This is a genomic window from Streptomyces sp. NBC_00459 (assembly GCF_036013955.1).
Lineage (GTDB): Bacteria > Actinomycetota > Actinomycetes > Streptomycetales > Streptomycetaceae > Streptomyces.
In genome coordinates this window covers 372126-388256 of sequence record NZ_CP107903.1, presented here as the reverse complement: position 1 = coordinate 388256, position 16131 = coordinate 372126, and the positions used below count along the sequence as shown (strand labels likewise).

Sequence of the window (16131 nt, the reverse complement as noted above, 5' to 3'; positions counted from 1 at the left end):
CATGCCGGTCGGTCGGGCCAGGCGAACGGGCTGCCTTCAGCCGGCCCTGTCATGCCTCGGCCGGTGGGACGTCTGCGCTCGCGGCTGGTGGGCACACGCTGTGTACGAGCCGGATTCGGACGGCAGGAAGGGGAAGCCGGTGGCGATCAAGGCGATGGGCTGGGCGCACTCGTTTCCCGCGTCAGGGGGCGTGCGCGCCGGTCGGCGATGGACACGAAGGCAGTTGGAGTCACTTCCTTGGACCGCTGCCGAGCCCGAGACAGTGGACGCTGTCGTCCTGACCGTGTCCGAACTGCTCACCAACGCACATGTCCACGCGCACAGCGACGCGCATCTGATCCTTACCTGGGACGGCGACTGCCTTCATGTGAGCGTCCATGACGAGGACCCGACACTGCCACGCCAACGCAGTCCGCAGGCGGGCGAGACCTCCGGTCGCGGGGTGGGCATCGTGCGGATGCTCGCTGATGACTTGCAGATGAAGTGTCAGCGACACGGCAAGACCGTGTCGGCGTGCTTCCGCCCGGCCGGTGCCGACCGGCCCGGCGGAGGCTGAGCAGCAGAACGTTGCGTCAACGCATGTGATCGACCCGTTGGGCGCCTGGACGCGATGGCCGATCGGGGCGTGTTGTCCACTCGGCCGGGCCGACCCGGGAGCCGACGCTTGTGCGGCGCCAAAGCCTGTGCCTGCGTGCCTACACGCTGTCGGCCTCGGCATCGGCCGCGGGCGATGTCGATGGCGTCGGGCCGTCCGTGATGCGTCGGGCACGGATGATGCCCCATCCCACCAGCGTCCCAGCCAAGAAGGTGAGCGCGAGGCCGGCCGAGGTGACCGCCTCGCGGAATTCCGCGGTCTGGTCCGTGCTCCAGCTCGACGTGGCGACATCGCCGGTGAAGAGCGCTGCGAGGATGGTGCCGCTGACAGCGATGCCGATCCCGGTGCTGACCTCGCCTGCGGTGTCCACCAGCGCCGCGCCGATGGTGGTGCGGTTGGCCGGGAGGCCACGCATCACGTTGGTCCCGGCGACGACACCTACGACGCGCATCCCGGCGGCGACGAGCGCGAGCGCCAGGGCGACCCACACGTACCCGAAGCGGCCCAACAGCCCGTAGACGGCGAGCCCGCACACGACGGCTCCGGCGCTGAGCCGGGCGGCCTTGTCGAGACCGACACGCGTGACCAGCGGACCGACGAGAGCGCCGCCGGCGATGAGCACGGCCACCTGCGGCAACATTCCCAGGGCCGCTTGTGCGGGCGTCCAGCCCCAGTCGAGCTGGAGCTGCAGGGTCACGAGGTAGCCGAGGCCGGCGGTCGCGAGGGCTGCGGCGGCCTTGAACGCCAGACCGCTCGATACGAGTGGGCGAGCGACGAGTTCGAGGTCGAGCAGCGGACAGCGGGCGGAACGCTCGCGGACGACGAACAGCACTGCCATCACGACGGCCGCTGCCGTGGTCAGCCACGGAAGAGGCGATGCGGCGCCGGCGCCGACGAACAGCGTCGGGGCGACCAGCGTGAGCGCGATCGTGACCGAACCGAGCAGGGCGCCCGCGCCATCGACCGGGTCACGGTGCAGTTCGTCCGCCTTGTCAGCGGGGATGCCGCGCCGAATGCCGATGAACGCGAGTGCGGCGATCGGCACGTTCACCAGCAGCAGCACCTGCCACGGAGCGAACGCGAGGACAAAGCCACCTGCCGTGGGCCCGACCGCGAGTCCGATCAGACCCACCGTCGAGATCAGTGTCGTCGCACGGACACGGAGCCCGTCTGCGTCGAACAGGCGGAACGCCAGGGCGAGGGAGCCCGGCGTCGTCATCGCGGCCGCGACGCCCGTCGCCGCGCGGACCGCGACGAGTTGTTCCGCCGTGGTGACGAACGCGGTTGCCAGACTTGCCACACCCAGCAGCACCAGCCCGACCAGCATGACCCTGCGGCGGCCGACCCGGTCGGCCAGCGCGCCGAGGGCCAGCATCAGGCTTCCGAACACGACGGCATACACGCCCGTGACCCACTGCAGCACAGTCGTCGACGCCGACAGTTCGCGGCCGATGGTCGGCAAGGCGACGTTGAGGATCGAGTTGTCGAGCATCTCGAACAGAAACACCGCTGACAGCCCTGCGAGCGCCATCCCCGCTTCGCGGAGGGAGCGTGGCGAACCTGAGGCTTCGGTCGGGGCGCCGACATTCTCGGCGGCTCCATCACGGCGGACACGGCGGACGTTCACTGCGCACTCCTTCGATGTGAAGAAGTGGCGGCTCGTCCGAGACCGCGTGTGCGCGTGTGGCCCCTGCTCCGTCGGCCGGTGCCGATGCCCAGCAGTGAACACACGTTTTTACTTCCAGCGCCTGACACTACACCTGGTTCGCGGATCACCTCCCGGTGTTCCGCGGATGTACGTCGGCTCGTGTCTTCGCGGGCGGGGTTCGTCGCGGGGGCGCGCATCAAGCCCCCGGCCCGGGGCACTTGAGGGCGGTGGGCGTAAAACGAGTGCCCACCCCATGGGGAGGACATCGTGACGTCGTCCAACACGCAAGGGCGCGGACGGGCCGCGAAGTCCGCGGCCCGTTCCACGCAGCGCGAGACGCTGACCGCCGCCGGGCGAGCGGGTTTTGTCGCGCGCGGCATCGTGTATGTGCTGATCGGGCTGCTGTCCATCCGGATCGCCGTCGGGAGCGGTGGCGGCCAGGCGGACCGACAGGGCGCGCTGCACGAGATCGCGACGCAGCCCTTCGGGAAGGCGATGCTGTGGGCGCTGGTGGTCGGCTTCGCGTCCATGGCGCTCTGGCGCGGATCCCGCGCCGTGCTCACCAGGGGGCCCCGGCGGAAGGCGGGTTCACGACTTCTCGACGGCGGCCGGGCGCTCTTCTACGCCTCCGTCTGCTGGGCCACGGCGGTGTACGCCGCCGGCGGTGGCCAGGGCTCCAGCAGCAACGAGCAGTCGCAGGACTGGACGGCATCGGCGCTCGAACTGTCGTACGGCCAGGTGCTGGTGGGAGCTGCGGGCTGTCTCCTGATCGGCATCGGCGCGGTACTCGCCGTCCGGGCGGCCCTTCGGCGCTTCCTGCGGCAGTTGGACACCGCCACCATGAGCCGTCGTACGAAGCAGGTCGTCACCGCTCTGGGCGTGGGCGGAGGTGTGGCACGTGGTGTGGTGTTCGCCGCGGCCGGGGTCTTCGTTCTGGTGGCAGCTGTCCGCTTCGACCCGGACGAGGCCAAGGGCGTGGACGCGACGCTCCGGAGCTTCGCGCAGACGCCGGTGGGGCCGTGGCTCCTGGTCGCCGTCGCGATCGGGTTGATCCTCTTCGGCGTCTTCTCCTTCGCCTCGGCCCGCTGGCGGCGGCTGTGAACGCTGCCCCGAGCCACTGCCGGAGCAGTTCCGGCAGTGGCTCGGGGGAAGGGCGACAGCCCGCGATGCCAAGGCGGTCGGGCCACCATGCGGTGCAGGGGCTCTGAGCCGTTGGTCGCTTCCCCCGCCGTGGGTAGGGGTTCAGCAGCGCTTGCTGGAGTAACCCCCTACAGGTGCGGGGTCACCGGCGGCCCGTACGGTGCCCGACCCGGCCGTGCATTCACTCACGGTGCTGGTGCCGTTGGACCAGAATTCCTGGGCGGTGGTGTTGGTCCAGGAACGCTTGCCCAGGACTTCGTCCTGGGAGTAGCTGTAGACGGCGGAGGTCACGTCGTAGTCTCCGACCGCGTCGCGGAAGCTCTGCCAGACCCATACATAGCCGTAGTTCCGGGCGCAGGACGGCGAGTAGAACTGCTTGACGGAGGCGACAGTCTTGCCGGCGCGTGTGATGTAGCCGGTGGAACCGATCTGGTACGCGTCCGCGCACACCCCGGCGGCCCGGGCCCGCTGGCTTGCCGGGTTACCGTCGGCGGACGGCGCGGTGGAGGCCGCCGCAGTGGTGCGCGCGGTCGGAGCGGGCGCCGGGCCGGTCCCGGCGGTGGCGACTCCGGCCGGGATGAGAGCGAAGGCGCAGGCCAGCGCCGCAGTGGCGGTCTTGAGATGACGCATGTGGTGTTTCCCCCTGCTCGTCGTGGTTGAGCCACGTGTCATGACACGGGCTGTGACGTGCTCCGAAGTGGGGGACACCGAAAAGGCATGCATGGTCAGTGCAGGTCCCCGTGGCGCGAAGCGGCCATCTCCGGATTGCCCGGAACGCTTCGGACACAAGGTGAGACCCGTTGGACGCCCAAAGGGTTGTACGGCAGTTGCCCTGCACGCCGCGTGACGTTGTCCGGGCCCTTCAGCACTCGTCGGCCGAGTATGGAAAAGAGTGCATGACTGCCTGCTCACCATTGTGGCGGCGCGTCAATTCCCCGATTCATCGCCTGTCTGCGTGTGAGGCTGTCACGGGTAGTTCCACAGTGATACGGATCCCGCCGGCGGAACGCGGGGTGAGGATGAGCGTTCCGTCGTGTGCGTGGGTGATGGTCTTGACGATTGCCAGGCCGAGGCCGACGCCTGCGTGGTCGGCATGTACGCGCTCGGTGCCGCGCCGGAAAGGTTCGGTGAATGTCGAGACCAGCTCTGGAGTGAGCTGCTCGCCGGTGTTCTCGACAGTGAGCACCACGGTTTTGGGGCGGACGCGGCTGTTGACCCACACGGTGCCCTGTTCAGGCAGATTGTGGACGATCGCGTTGTGCACGAGATTCGTGGTCAGCTGAAGCAGGAGCGCCTGAGATCCGATGGCGGGGGTGATGTCGCCGGAGGCCTCGATGGTGACGCCTTGCCGTTCCGCGAGGGGAAGGAGTGTTTCGGTGACCTCCTCCACGAACAGGGACAGGTCGACAGGTTCCCGGGGGAAGGACCGCTGGTTGGCGCGGCTGAGCAGGAGCAGCGCTTCCGTGAGGTTGATCGCTCGGGTGTTGACGGCGTGGAGGCGGTCGATGACCTCGGTGGCCTCGTACTTCGGATCTGCGCGGGCCACGTCGAGAAGCGCCTTCGAGACGGCCAGCGGGGTGCGCAACTCGTGAGAGGCGTTGGCTGCGAATCTCTGCTGTTCGGCGACGTGTGCTTCGAGCCGTGCGAGCATCGCGTCGAAGGCGTCGGCGAATTCGCGGAACTCGTCCTTGCGACCCGGTAGTCGGATTCGATGGCCGAGCGATCCGTTCGTGGCCAGGCGTGTGGCGCCCGTGATGCGGGTCAGCGGGGCGAGCATCCGGCCGGCGAGGATCCACCCTCCCACGAGGCCGAACACCAGCAGGAATGCCAGCACTGCGGCTGCCCGCGGAGCGAAAACGCGCAGGAGGTTGGACCGGATGGGAAAAACGCCGCTGGTGAGACTGCCGGCGGAACCGGGGACGATGAGCGCCTGGTCGGGGACGTAACGCAGGAGGAACACCCACACCGCCGCGAGCAGCAGGACGCTGGCAAGCATGAGGAAGCCGGCGTAGCTGAGGGTGAGTTTGACGCGAACGCTCAACCCGGGTGCCCTATCCACACTCGCGCCCCTCCTGTCCGGACTCCGGTCGCGTGTCGATGCGGTAGCCGATGCCTGGCACGGTGGCGATGAGCCAGGGTTCGCCGAGCCGCTTGCGCAGTGCCGAGACGGTGATGCGCACGGCGTTGGTGAACGGGTCGGCGTTCTCGTCCCAGGCGCGTTCCAGAAGTTCCTCGGCGCTCACGACACCGCCTTCGGCAGCGACGAGGACTTCGAGCACGGCGAACTGCTTCCTGGTCAGCGCCACATAGCGACCGTCCCGGTAGATCTCTCTGCGGAAGGGGTCCAGCCGAAGACCTGCGATCTCCCGTACGGGCGGCCTGTTGTGGGCACGTCTGCGGTCGAGCGCTCTGAGCCTGAGCGCGAGTTCTCGGAGTTCGAAGGGTTTCGTGAGGTAGTCGTCGGCGCCGAGTTCGAACCCGGAGGCTTTGTCGTCGAGACGGTCGGCAGCGGTGAGCATGAGGATCGGCGTGCCGCTGCCGGAGGCGACGATACGTTCGGCGATCTCGTCCCCGGACGGTCCAGGAATGTCCCGGTCGAGGACGGCGATGTCGTAGGTGTTGATGCTCAGCAGTTTCAGAGCGGTGTCTCCGTCACCCGCGATGTCGGCCGCGATCGCTTCCAGGCGTAGGCCGTCGCGGATGGCCTCTGCCAGATAAGGTTCGTCCTCGACGATCAACACACGCATGCGGTTGATGCTACGAGCCGACACATATCGTCGGCGTATCGAAAACGACATACGCGCCGACAACACGGCACTGCCTTGACTGGCAGCATGGCTCAAACCCCTTTCTCGGCACGATCAATGTCCTTCGGACACCAGTCGCAGAATTTCTCGGACTCCTGGGTCTCTTGCGTCTCTTGGGTCTCCTGGATCTCCTCGGACTCAGCGGCTTCGAGGCCTTCCTCGGGTCCGTCACCGAATGCGCATCGAGCCGCGTTCCACGTCAACAGCGGCCGGTATTCCCCGGATCACCGGAATCAGCTCGCCCAACGGGTGGCCACCGCAGAGATCGATCGCGGTTGCGCGCGTATGTGTGCCGACCCTGCCCAGGACCCGAGGACGCGGCTGTGACCGGCAGCGAGCGAGGACGGACGATGACGCGGGCGGACGCGGCGGAGACCCGGCGGAGCATCGGCGACCCCCGGGACACCGGCCCCGGTACCTGGCGGGCGGGCATCCGCCGGGCGATCCGTATCGGCTCCCGCCCGGGGCCCTGGAAGCGTGGTCCGGTGCTCGCGGCAACGGCGCTGCTGCTGGGCCTGTGCATGTTGCTGCACGCGAGGATCCCGAACCGGATCGGGAACCTCGGCAGCCTGACGGAGACGGTCCTGCCGTGGTTCGGACTGTTCGTCCCGCTGCTGCTGGCCGGGGCACTGTGGCGCCGCTCCGCCTCCGCGGTGGTCGCGCTGCTGTTGCCGGTCCTGGTGTGGTTGCAGCTCTACGGCGACCTGCTCAGCGACAAGTCCCACCCGGGCGGCGACCTCACCGTGGCCGGCCACAACGTCGGTGCGAACAACTCCGACCCGGCCGGCACCGCCCGCGACCTGGCCGCGGCCGGCGCGGACGTGCTGGCTCTGGAGGAGATCACCCCGCAGGCGAAGCCGCTGTACGAGAAGGAACTGGCGAAGGCGTACCCCCACCACACGGTGCTGGGCACGGTCGGGCTGTGGAGCAAGCTACCGCTGTCGGACACCCGGCCGGTCGACATCCAGACGGACTACGGGCCGCTGGCGGAAACCAAGCCGGTCGACATCAAGATGGCCGACACCCGGGCACTGCGGACCACGGTGGCCACGGAGCAGGGTCCCCTGGCGGTGTACGTGGCCCACCTGGGGTCAGCGCGGGTGAATCCCAGCGCGGGCTTCTGGACGGACTCGCGGGACAGAAACGCGCGGGCACTCGGCAAGGCCATCGCCGCCGAGAGGAACGAGCGCGTGGTGCTGCTCGGCGACCTGAACGGCACCACGGAGGACCGCGCGTTCGCCGGCCTCACCTCGCAGCTGCGCTCGACCCAGGCTGTGGCCGGGAACGGCTTCGGCTTCAGCTGGCCCGCGAGGTTCCCCGTGGTGCGGATCGACCAGATCCTGGTCCGCGGGGTGAAGCCGGAGAGTTCGTGGACGCTGCCGGCCACGGGCAGTGACCATCTGCCGGTGGCGGCCGCAATCCGCTGGTGAACCCACGATCGCGGCAGGAAGACCGGTGGCAGCCCTGACCGTACGTCGGGGGGAAGTGCTGTCAGGAGCCGTTGTGGGTGCGGGCGTTGGGTTCGGCGCCCGTCAAACGGGCCTCAAAAAATCACAGGTACCCGTGGGCAACCTTTCGGTGTTCCGCGACCACTGACGAGTCGAAAGCCCCGCACACGGGAGCTTCACACACCGCACACGTTCCACCACCACGTAAGGACTCATCCGTGGCTTCCCCTTCCCACCGCCGCTCCCTCCGCACACGCCGCACCGTTCTGGTCTCCACCGCGGCCGTGGCCGCCGCGGGCCTCGGCGCCGCAGTCTTCGCCATGAACGCGAACGCGGGTGCCGTCGACCTGGCTCACCAGGTGCTGCCCGCCAAGGACGGCTGGGCGGCCTCCGGCACCGGCACGACCGGTGGCGCGCAGGCCGACTCCGCGCACGTCTTCACCGTCAGCACCCGCGCGCAGCTGGTGAAGGCGCTGGGCAGTGCGACCAACTCGACGGCGAAGATCATCCAGATCAAGGGCACGATCGACGCCAATACGAACGATGCGGGCAAGAAGCTGACCTGCGCCGACTACACAGCCGGTACGGGATACTCGCTCGCCGCCTATCTGAAGGCGTACGACCCCGCCACGTACGGCCGTTCGAAGCTGCCCTCGGGTACGCAGGAGAAGGCGCGGGCCGCCGCCCAGGCCGCGCAGGCGAAGAACATCGTCTTCAAGGTGCCGGCCAACACCACCCTCGTGGGAGTGCCGGGCACCAACGCCGGGATCACCGGAGGCAGTCTCCAGGCGAAGAGCGTCGACAACGTCATCATCCGGAACCTGACCTTCAGCGCCACCGAGGACTGCTTCCCGCAGTGGGACCCGACGGACGGTTCCACCGGCAACTGGAACTCCGCGTACGACTCCGTCACCCTGCGTGGGGCGACCCATGTATGGGCCGACCACAACACGTTCACCGACGCGCCGCACCTCGACAGCGCCAACCCGAAGTACTACGGCCGGGAGTACCAGATCCACGACGGTGCCCTCGACATCACCAACGGCTCCGACCTGGTGACCGTCGAGCGCAACCAGTTCACGAACCACGACAAGACCATGCTGATCGGCAGCAGCGACACCGACAGCGTCGGAAAGCTGCGGGTCTCCATCCACCACAACGTGTGGAAGGGCATCGTCCAGCGCGCCCCGCTGGCCCGGATCGGCCAGATCCACATCTACAACAACTACTTCGACACGACGACCATCAACGGCTACGCGCCCCTCTACACGGTCAACTCCCGGGCCAAGGCGCAGGTCGTCGCCGAGTTCAACGCCTGGAAGCTCCCTTCCGGCGGCAAGGCCGCGAAGCTGCTGAGCGGCGACGGCACCGGCTCGGTCGCGGGCACCGGCAACCTGGTCAACGGCACGGCGACGGATCTCGTGGCCGTGTACAACGCCGCGAACTCCAAGAAGCTGAAGACGACGGTCAACTGGAAGCCGGCCCTGACGGCGGGCCTCCAGACGACGGCGAAGAACCTGGCGACGGAGCTGGCGGGGACCGCGGGCGCCGGCGTCCTCACCAAGTGAGACGGGGCCCGGTGCCGAGGGAGTGACGCTCTTGGTTCCACCGGGCCCGGTTGCTTCGCCCCGTCGGATCCGTCCGGCGGGGCGAAGTGCCGCGTACTGGCTGGTGCGGTCGCCCGGTGTGCCGCTGATGCGGGCGTGACGTGTGGGCCTCTGCGTTGCCGGACCGTTCATCTGGTTCAAGGGCCGGCGGGGCTTTGATACGGAGAAGGCGTTTGTTCGGGCGTAATCGGTGCAGACGATGAGCTGACACAGCCTCTTGTGAGGAAACGGAGAAGACCATGGGCATCATCGCGTGGATCATCATCGGCCTGCTCGCCGGCGCCATCGCCAAGGCGCTGATGCCGGGCAAGGACCCCGGCGGCATCATCATCACCATGCTCATCGGCATCGTCGGCGGTCTGCTCGGCGGCTGGCTCGGCAAGGTGATCTTCGGCGTCGACTCCATCGACGGGTTCTTCGACATCTCGACCTGGATCGCCGCGATCGTCGGCTCCTTCATCCTGCTCGCCCTCTACCGTCTCGTCACCGGCAACCGGCATTCGAGCCGTCACGCATGACCCGCTGACGGCAGTACGCGTGCGACACGCTGGACGGCTCCCTCTCTGTTCACAAGGGCGGGAGCCGTCGGTCCGTCAGGGCAGCGACAGGGCGTTGGAGGCGAGCGTGGGCCGACATGAGTCACCCTCGCTGCGGTCTTCGCCAGGAACGGCGCCCGCGAAGCACTGCTCGTACACCGACAGGCGGACGTCCGAGCCACGCCGGGCCGAAGCAGGAGCGGGGTAACCTCTCCCCTCCCAGGCGGTGCCTTGACCGAGCCGCCCGGCCGGCGCTGAACCGTGCTGCCCGTGCCGGGCGTTCCGGCCCGGACGGAGGAGGAGGCGTGCGCAGTTTCGAGACGGGGCAGACGGTCGTACGGCGCGATGTGCACAGCAGCGGGCGGGTGTGGAGCGAGCAGGCGCTGCGTGTCGTCGCCGACACCGGTGCGGTTCTGGTGACGGCCTGCGCGCCGGGGGCGGAGGCCCGCTGGCCCGCCCTGTATGCCAAGGCCCGTGCTGACGGCGACCGTTCGGTGCGTGCGAAGGCGTTCGAGGCGATGGCGGCGGGGGAGTGGGCGCTCGCGGACAGCCGGTGGCAGGAGACCGAGCTGTTGCTGTGGAAGCAGCCAGGGATGTGGTTCAGCGTCAACGCCTTCTTCGTCCCGGCCGACCCTGTCGACGGCGGCCGTCGGCTGCGGAACTGGTACGTGAACTTTGAGCGGCCCACGGTCCGGACCGCCATCGGTTTCGACACCTTCGACCTGGCTGTGGACCTGGTCGTCGATCCCGACCTGAGCCGGTGGCACTGGAAGGACGAAGACGAGTACGCCCATGCACGACGGCTCGGCATCGTCACCGACAGCGAGCATCGAGCCGTCGACGACGCCCGTGCCCGGGCTCTCGCGATGATCGGGGAACGCTCGGGCCCGTTCGCCGATGCTGCGTGGAGGTCCTGGCGGTGGGATTCGGCCTGGTCCACGCCTGGCCTGCCGTGACCTGCCCAAGAGGTCGGGCCGCAGGGGAAGGAGCCGACGTGGTTTCGGTACCTGTGGGTTGAGGCTGCGGCGGTCCCGGTCCGCAAGGACAGGCCCTGGAGCCTGCCACTGGAGGACCGGGTGCTCGCGGCATTCCGGAATACGTTTTGTGCGGGGCGGATGTCGTCAGCGACGGCCCCGGAACTTGCTCAGCAGGCTCTTGGCCTGGGCCCGGCGACGGGGGTCTGCTGCGGCCCGCCGCGCCTGCTCGGCCGCGCGACGCCCTTGGGGACTCTTTGCGAACTGCTTGATACGTTCCAACATGCCTGGCATGCGGCTCCATTCTTCGGTACCGGCGAGTGCCTTTCTCGGCTCGACTACCCCCTTTTGGGCCGGCTCAGCCCTCCCGACCGCTGTGAGGTGGCGGCCGCCAGAGCCGGCTGGGAGAAGGCTCTGACGTGGCATCGCTACCGGCCGTCGTTGCTACGGGCCGCGATGGCCCGGTCCAGGACGACGTGGTCGGCCCAGCTTCCGTGGAAGCCGAAGGGCACGCGGCTGGGGAGCCTGACCCTGGCCAGCGGGGTGCGGCGCAGGTCGGCGGCGTCGTGGATGAGCAGTTCGCTCAGGTTGGTGGTGCGGTTCCACCACAGGGTGAGCAGGTAGCCGTCGTCCTCGCCGCAGGCGTTCTCGCGGGCGACGAAGACCGGTTCGCCGGGGCTGGTCAGGCCGTCCGGTCCCTCGACGACGGTGGTGCGGTCGAGGAGGTGGTCGTGGCGGGCGAGTCCGTCGGACATCGTGTCGTCGGCCAGGCCGCGCGTGGTGACGTAGTAGCCGTAGCGGTTCGGCCGACCCGTGTACGCGTCGTTGATCTTCGGGAACTCACCGAAGATGCCACTGATCATCTCCTCCGTGGCCCGTCCGGTGGCCAGGTCGACGCGCCATCGGTACGGCTGGGCCGGAGGGAACCACTCGTGGGAGCCCAGCGGCGTGGAGAGGCGGTCGACGGGATTGCCGAGCCGGCTGATGCGGTGCCCGTCGATGACGAGCTCGCCGTCCTGCTCGTAGGCGTTGAAGAAGTGGGTGTTGGCCCAGTGGCCGCCGAGTTCGTGCCAGGTGACCTCGTGGGTGTGGCGGTTCATCAGGACGATCTGCACACCGTGTTCGAGGGAGTTCTCGTCCCAGACAACGCCGGGCCTGCTCTGCATGACCAGGTCGAGGCGGAACTGGGCAGGGGTGACGAAGAAGACGGCGTAGGTGTCGCTCACCGCGAAGTCGTGCATGAGGACCGGCACGCCGATATCGAAGGAGTGCGAGTCGATGATCTCGGCTGTCTTCACGTCGGCGCGATACCAGGTGACGACCGGGCCGGTGGCGGCGAAGAAGAGCATGTCGCCGGTGTCGGGGTCGGTCTTGTAGTGGCCGGTGCACAGGACGTCGACGCCGCCGTGGAAGTCGTACGTACCGATCGTGCGCAGGGTCTCGGGGTCCAGCGCGTGCGGCAGTCCGCCCTCGAAGTAGACGATCAGGTGGTCGTCGAAGATGCCGGCGTTGATGTTGGCCACGTTCTTGGCGGGCGGGGCGCCCTCGGGCAGCCGGCCCGGGGTGCCGCCGTTGACGAAGCCGCTGTAGACCGCTTCGCCGGCCTCCACCTCGACCTTCATCGAGTCGGTCTCGACCCAGCGGGTGCGGTAGGCGGCCCGGCCCTCACGCAGGTAGATGCCGCACACCATTCCGTCCCCCTCCCACCAGTGGTAGCGGTCGGTGTTGCGGGGCTCGAAACGAGGGTTGGAAGAGACGCGGAACAGCGCGCCCGCGAGGTCGGACGGTATCTCGCCGTCCACCTCAAGGTCGTACGCCTCGTTCTCCTCCGTCCAGGGTGCGAAGGGGCCGTTGAGGAACTTGTTGTCGGTGGGCCACACAGCTCCCGCGGGGGCGGAGGTGGCAGCGGAGGCATGTCCGGTTCGACGGGGCACGACGGTCATCGGGTTCGGGGGCATCGTTGCTCCTGGGTACGGGTGGGGGAAACGAGCTGGGTACGGGCGTCGGAAGAGCCCCGTCAGAAGGGGTGGTCGGGGATTTCGCCCCGTACGGTGACCCACTGCTGTTCGGTGAAGGCTTCGAGGTTGGCTGCGCTGCCGCCGTGGCGGGAGCCGGTGCCGGAGTCGCCGACCCCGCCGAACGGGACCAGCGGCTCGTCGTTGACCGTCTGGTCGTTGATGTGCACCAGGCCGCTGGGTACGCGCTCCGCCAGGGCGAGACCCTTCATGACGTCCCGGGTCAGGACACCGAGGGACAGCCCGTACTCGGTGCCCGCGGCGAGCCTGGCCGCCTCGTCCAGGTCCCGGAAGGGGACGACGGGTGCCACGGGCCCGAAGATCTCCTGCGCGTAGGCGGGCGCGGTCAGCGGTACGTCGGTGAGCACGGTCGGCCGGTAGAACAGGTCCTGGTAGGTGCCGCCCGCGGCCGGCCGGGCACCGGCCTCGACCGTCTCGGTGACGATGCGGTGGATGTTGTCGCGCTGACCGGCGTCGATGATCGGTCCCAGGGCGACGTTCTCACCGAGCGGGTCGCCGACCGGAAGGGCGTCGGCGTGCTGGGCGAGCAGCGCGGTGTACTCGTCGGCGACCGAGGCGTGGACGAGGTGGCGGCTGCTGGCCATGCAGATCTGCCCGGCGTGCACGAAGGATCCCCAGGCGCCCACCGAAGCAGCCTTGTCCAGATCGACGTCGTCCATCACGACGAGCGCGGAGTTCCCGCCCAACTCCAGATGGACCCGCTTGAGGTGCCGGGCCGCGGCCACGCCGATGGCGCGGCCTGCCCGGGTGGAGCCGGTGAACGCGATGACGGGGACCCGAGGATGCTCGACCAGGGCGGCACCGACGTCCGCGCTGCCGGGCAGGACGTGCAGCAGACCAGGAGGCAGACCCGCCTCCTCGAAGACGCGGGCGAAGACCACGCCGCCACTGATCGCGGTACGGGGATCCGGCTTGAGGACGACCGCGTTGCCGAGCGCGAGCGCCGGGGCGACCGCCCGCATGGCCAGAGTGATCGGCACGTTGAACGGGGCGATGACGCCGACCACTCCCACGGGCCTGCGGCGGGCGAACGACAGCCGTTCCTGTCCTGAACGCAGCAGCTCACCGTAGGGTGCCCCGGCAAGGGCGGCGGCCTCGTAGCACTCCTCCGCGCCACCGCTGCTGACCTGCAGGGCGGCGAACGGCCGGACCGCACCGGACTCCCGCATGAGACAGGTCTCGATCTCCTGTCGGTGCTCCTCGAACAGGCGCGCGGCGCGGCGCAGTACGGCGGCACGGTCGGAGTACGGCAGGGCGGCCCACTCGCGCTGGGCCCGCACAGCCTGATCCACCGCCTTGTCCACGTCGGCCGGTGTGCCGCAGCCGACGCGGCCCAGGGTCTTGCCGGTGGCGGGCTCGACGGCGTCGTACTCCCCACCGGAGCCGTTGACCCACCCACCGGAGAAGACGAGGCCTTCCCAGATACTGCTGTCCAAGAACGTCATTGGTGTCCCGATCCAGTTCTGCCGTGTTTGGCCTGGCGAAATCCCTGCCCGTGCCCGTGTCGCTGCCTAGTGACCTGCGGACGGGCTGCGGATGGTCAGTGGCTGGGCAGTGCTTTGACCTTCGGGGCTGGAGTGTCCGTGTCCTCGTGTGCCGCTGCGGTGTCGGCCGCTTCCTCGCTGTTCAGGCCGCCGGGTGCGCCCGAGGCGGCACTGTGCTTCAGGGCGAGCACTGCGATGAGCGCGGCCACCAGGCTGGCGCCGGCGCAGAGGTACAGGCCGAGGTCGAGGCTCGATTCGAGGGCTTGGCGGGCCAGTGGCACCAGGGTGCGCGACAGCTCGCCGAGATCGGCGTTGGCGACCGCGATCGCACCCCCGTCCGCGTTGACGGCACTGGCCGCGCCCATGGCCTCGGCGGGGAGCTTGGCATCGGCGAGCTTCGCGGCGAGAGCGCTGCTCGCCGTGCCGAGGGCGACCGCGCTGACGATCGCGGGGCCGAGGGCCTGCCCGGTCTCACGGACGAGGCTGGTTACGGCGCTGGCCATACCGGCGTGCCGGATGCCGACGGCGCCGACCGCGACGGCCGTCAGTGCGGAGAACATCGTGATGAAGCCGACCCCCAGCAGCAGGATCGATCCGGCCATCGACGCCAGATCCGTGGCGTCGCCCGGCAGCATCGCCATCCAGATCTCCCCTGCGGCGAGTGACAGCAGGCCGCCGACGAGCAGGGCGCGGGGGTGCACGCGCTGGAGCAACCTGGGCAGGACGGGTGTGAGGAGCAGCGGGACCGCCTGGATGAGTGCGAAGGGCAGAGCGGCCTGGAGCGGGGAGAGGTGGTAGACCGCCTCCAGCTTGATGCTCAGCGCGTAGGCGGTGCCGATGAAGCCGAACATGGCGAGCAGTCCGATGGCGGCGGCCGCGGCGAAGGAGGGGATCCGGAAGAGTTCCAGCCGCAGCATCGGCGTCCTCGACTTGCGCTCCGCGACGAGGAAGCCCACGAAGGCGGCGACGGCGATGGCGAAGGCGAGCACGATGTGGGTCGCGGTGTAGCCGTCGTTGGCACCCTCGATGACGGCGTAGAGCAGCGCCAGCAGGGACACGGCGACCGTGATCTGGCCCGGCCAGTCGAGCCCCCGCCCGGCCGGCTCCCGGGAGTCCACGATCCACCGGGCGCTGACGGCCGCAGTGACCAGGCCGAGCACCGCGAGGGGTACATAGGCCCAGTGCCAGTCGGTGTGTTCGGCGGTGAACCCGCTGATCAGCGGGGCGATCATGGCGCCGAACGCCAGGCTGACGGCCCAGTACGACAGGGCTCGCGCACGGGCGGCGGCCTCCGGGGTGGCGGCGACGATCACCGCCAGCGAGGAGGGGAAGACCGCTGCGGCACCGAGCCCTGCGACCGCCTGACCGGCGATGAGCTGGGTCAGCGAGCCCGAGGTCGCGACGACCAGGCAGCCGGCCGTGATCAGCAGGCCGCCGAGAACGAGTAGGCGCTTGCGTCCGAAGAGATCGCCGAGGACGCCGAAGTTCAGCTCCAGGATGGCCGTCGGCAGGATGAACGCCGCGGGAATCCAGGCGAGCGCGGCGGCCGATGCTCCGAAGTCCCGCTGGATCTCTCCGATGATCGGGGACGCGAGCGGGATGCCGACCTGGGCCACGCAGATGGCCATGCAGGCGGCGATCAGGGTGGCGCGGTCCAGCGACGGCGGGCCTTCGGTGGCGGCCTGGGCGGTGGTTCTCCCGGCATCGGAACGGGTCATGGGTTGCCTCCAGTAGCGGCGTGAGCGGTTCCCGGCAGGCTCACCAGAAGCTCAGACCAGCGTCCTGTTTGCTCGGACGTATGTTGCGTAGAACAGGACGCTGCACCTCAAATACTTGCGTAGTCAAGAGGCCGGGAT

General features: G+C 69.1%; 13 protein-coding genes. 6 read left to right on the top strand and 7 right to left on the bottom strand.

The window, feature by feature from the left end:
- The first annotated feature begins 139 nt into the window (after nucleotides 1–139).
- A complete protein-coding gene (locus OHN74_RS01480) occupies nucleotides 140–556 on the top strand; it encodes an ATP-binding protein (protein WP_327692656.1) in 417 nt (138 codons plus the stop codon).
- A gap of 139 nt (nucleotides 557–695) precedes the next feature.
- Here OHN74_RS01480 and OHN74_RS01475 read toward each other — a convergent pair whose 3' ends face one another.
- Nucleotides 696–2126, bottom strand: coding sequence for an MFS transporter (locus OHN74_RS01475; RefSeq protein WP_327692655.1), 1431 nt, complete (start codon nucleotides 2124–2126; stop codon nucleotides 696–698).
- Nucleotides 2127–2510: 384 nt separating this feature from the next.
- Here OHN74_RS01475 and OHN74_RS01470 point away from each other — a divergent pair, with 384 nt between their 5' ends.
- Entirely contained in the window at nucleotides 2511–3344 is an 834-nt protein-coding gene (locus OHN74_RS01470; protein ID WP_327692654.1) for a DUF1206 domain-containing protein, read from the top strand.
- Nucleotides 3345–3485: 141 nt separating this feature from the next.
- On the opposite strand, the gene OHN74_RS01465 is transcribed toward OHN74_RS01470, so the two are convergent.
- From OHN74_RS01465 to OHN74_RS01455, 3 genes are all read right to left on the bottom strand, one after another.
- On the bottom strand, nucleotides 3486–4013 hold the full coding sequence (locus OHN74_RS01465; RefSeq protein WP_327692653.1) for a hypothetical protein: 528 nt from the start codon (nucleotides 4011–4013) through the stop codon (nucleotides 3486–3488).
- A 310-nt stretch (nucleotides 4014–4323) separates the two neighbouring features.
- Nucleotides 4324–5424 (bottom strand): sensor histidine kinase, encoded by a 1101-nt coding sequence (locus tag OHN74_RS01460; RefSeq protein WP_327692652.1) that lies wholly within the window; start codon nucleotides 5422–5424, stop codon nucleotides 4324–4326.
- Between the two features lie 10 nt (nucleotides 5425–5434).
- Nucleotides 5435–6130 carry a response regulator transcription factor gene (locus tag OHN74_RS01455; protein WP_327692651.1) on the bottom strand — a complete coding sequence of 232 codons (696 nt, stop codon included), beginning with the start codon at nucleotides 6128–6130 and terminating at the stop codon, nucleotides 5435–5437.
- Between the two features lie 410 nt (nucleotides 6131–6540).
- On the opposite strand from OHN74_RS01455, the gene OHN74_RS01450 reads away from it, so the two are divergent.
- The 4 genes from OHN74_RS01450 to OHN74_RS01435 all read left to right on the top strand — a co-directional run bounded on the left by OHN74_RS01450 (nucleotide 6541) and on the right by OHN74_RS01435 (nucleotide 10737).
- Nucleotides 6541–7620 carry an endonuclease/exonuclease/phosphatase family protein gene (locus OHN74_RS01450; protein ID WP_327692650.1) on the top strand — a complete coding sequence of 360 codons (1080 nt, stop codon included), beginning with the start codon at nucleotides 6541–6543 and terminating at the stop codon, nucleotides 7618–7620.
- A gap of 236 nt (nucleotides 7621–7856) precedes the next feature.
- Nucleotides 7857–9206: a pectate lyase family protein gene (locus OHN74_RS01445; RefSeq protein WP_327692649.1), complete on the top strand. Its 1350-nt coding sequence runs from the start codon at nucleotides 7857–7859 to the stop codon at nucleotides 9204–9206.
- Between the two features lie 278 nt (nucleotides 9207–9484).
- Nucleotides 9485–9763 (top strand): GlsB/YeaQ/YmgE family stress response membrane protein, encoded by a 279-nt coding sequence (locus OHN74_RS01440; RefSeq protein WP_327692648.1) that lies wholly within the window; start codon nucleotides 9485–9487, stop codon nucleotides 9761–9763.
- A 323-nt stretch (nucleotides 9764–10086) separates the two neighbouring features.
- A complete protein-coding gene (locus OHN74_RS01435) occupies nucleotides 10087–10737 on the top strand; it encodes a DUF402 domain-containing protein (protein ID WP_327692647.1) in 651 nt (216 codons plus the stop codon).
- A 446-nt stretch (nucleotides 10738–11183) separates the two neighbouring features.
- Here OHN74_RS01435 and OHN74_RS01430 read toward each other — a convergent pair whose 3' ends face one another.
- The 3 genes from OHN74_RS01430 to OHN74_RS01420 all read right to left on the bottom strand — a co-directional run bounded on the left by OHN74_RS01430 (nucleotide 11184) and on the right by OHN74_RS01420 (nucleotide 15993).
- The gene (locus tag OHN74_RS01430) at nucleotides 11184–12713 is read right to left on the bottom strand and encodes a carotenoid oxygenase family protein (protein WP_327692646.1); all 1530 of its coding nucleotides are present in this window, start codon (nucleotides 12711–12713) and stop codon (nucleotides 11184–11186) included.
- A 59-nt stretch (nucleotides 12714–12772) separates the two neighbouring features.
- The gene (locus OHN74_RS01425) at nucleotides 12773–14236 is read right to left on the bottom strand and encodes a benzaldehyde dehydrogenase (protein WP_327692645.1); all 1464 of its coding nucleotides are present in this window, start codon (nucleotides 14234–14236) and stop codon (nucleotides 12773–12775) included.
- Nucleotides 14237–14331: 95 nt separating this feature from the next.
- Complete coding sequence (locus tag OHN74_RS01420; protein ID WP_327692644.1) at nucleotides 14332–15993, bottom strand: MFS transporter; 1662 nt, start codon at nucleotides 15991–15993, stop codon at nucleotides 14332–14334.
- Nucleotides 15994–16131 lie beyond the last annotated feature (138 nt).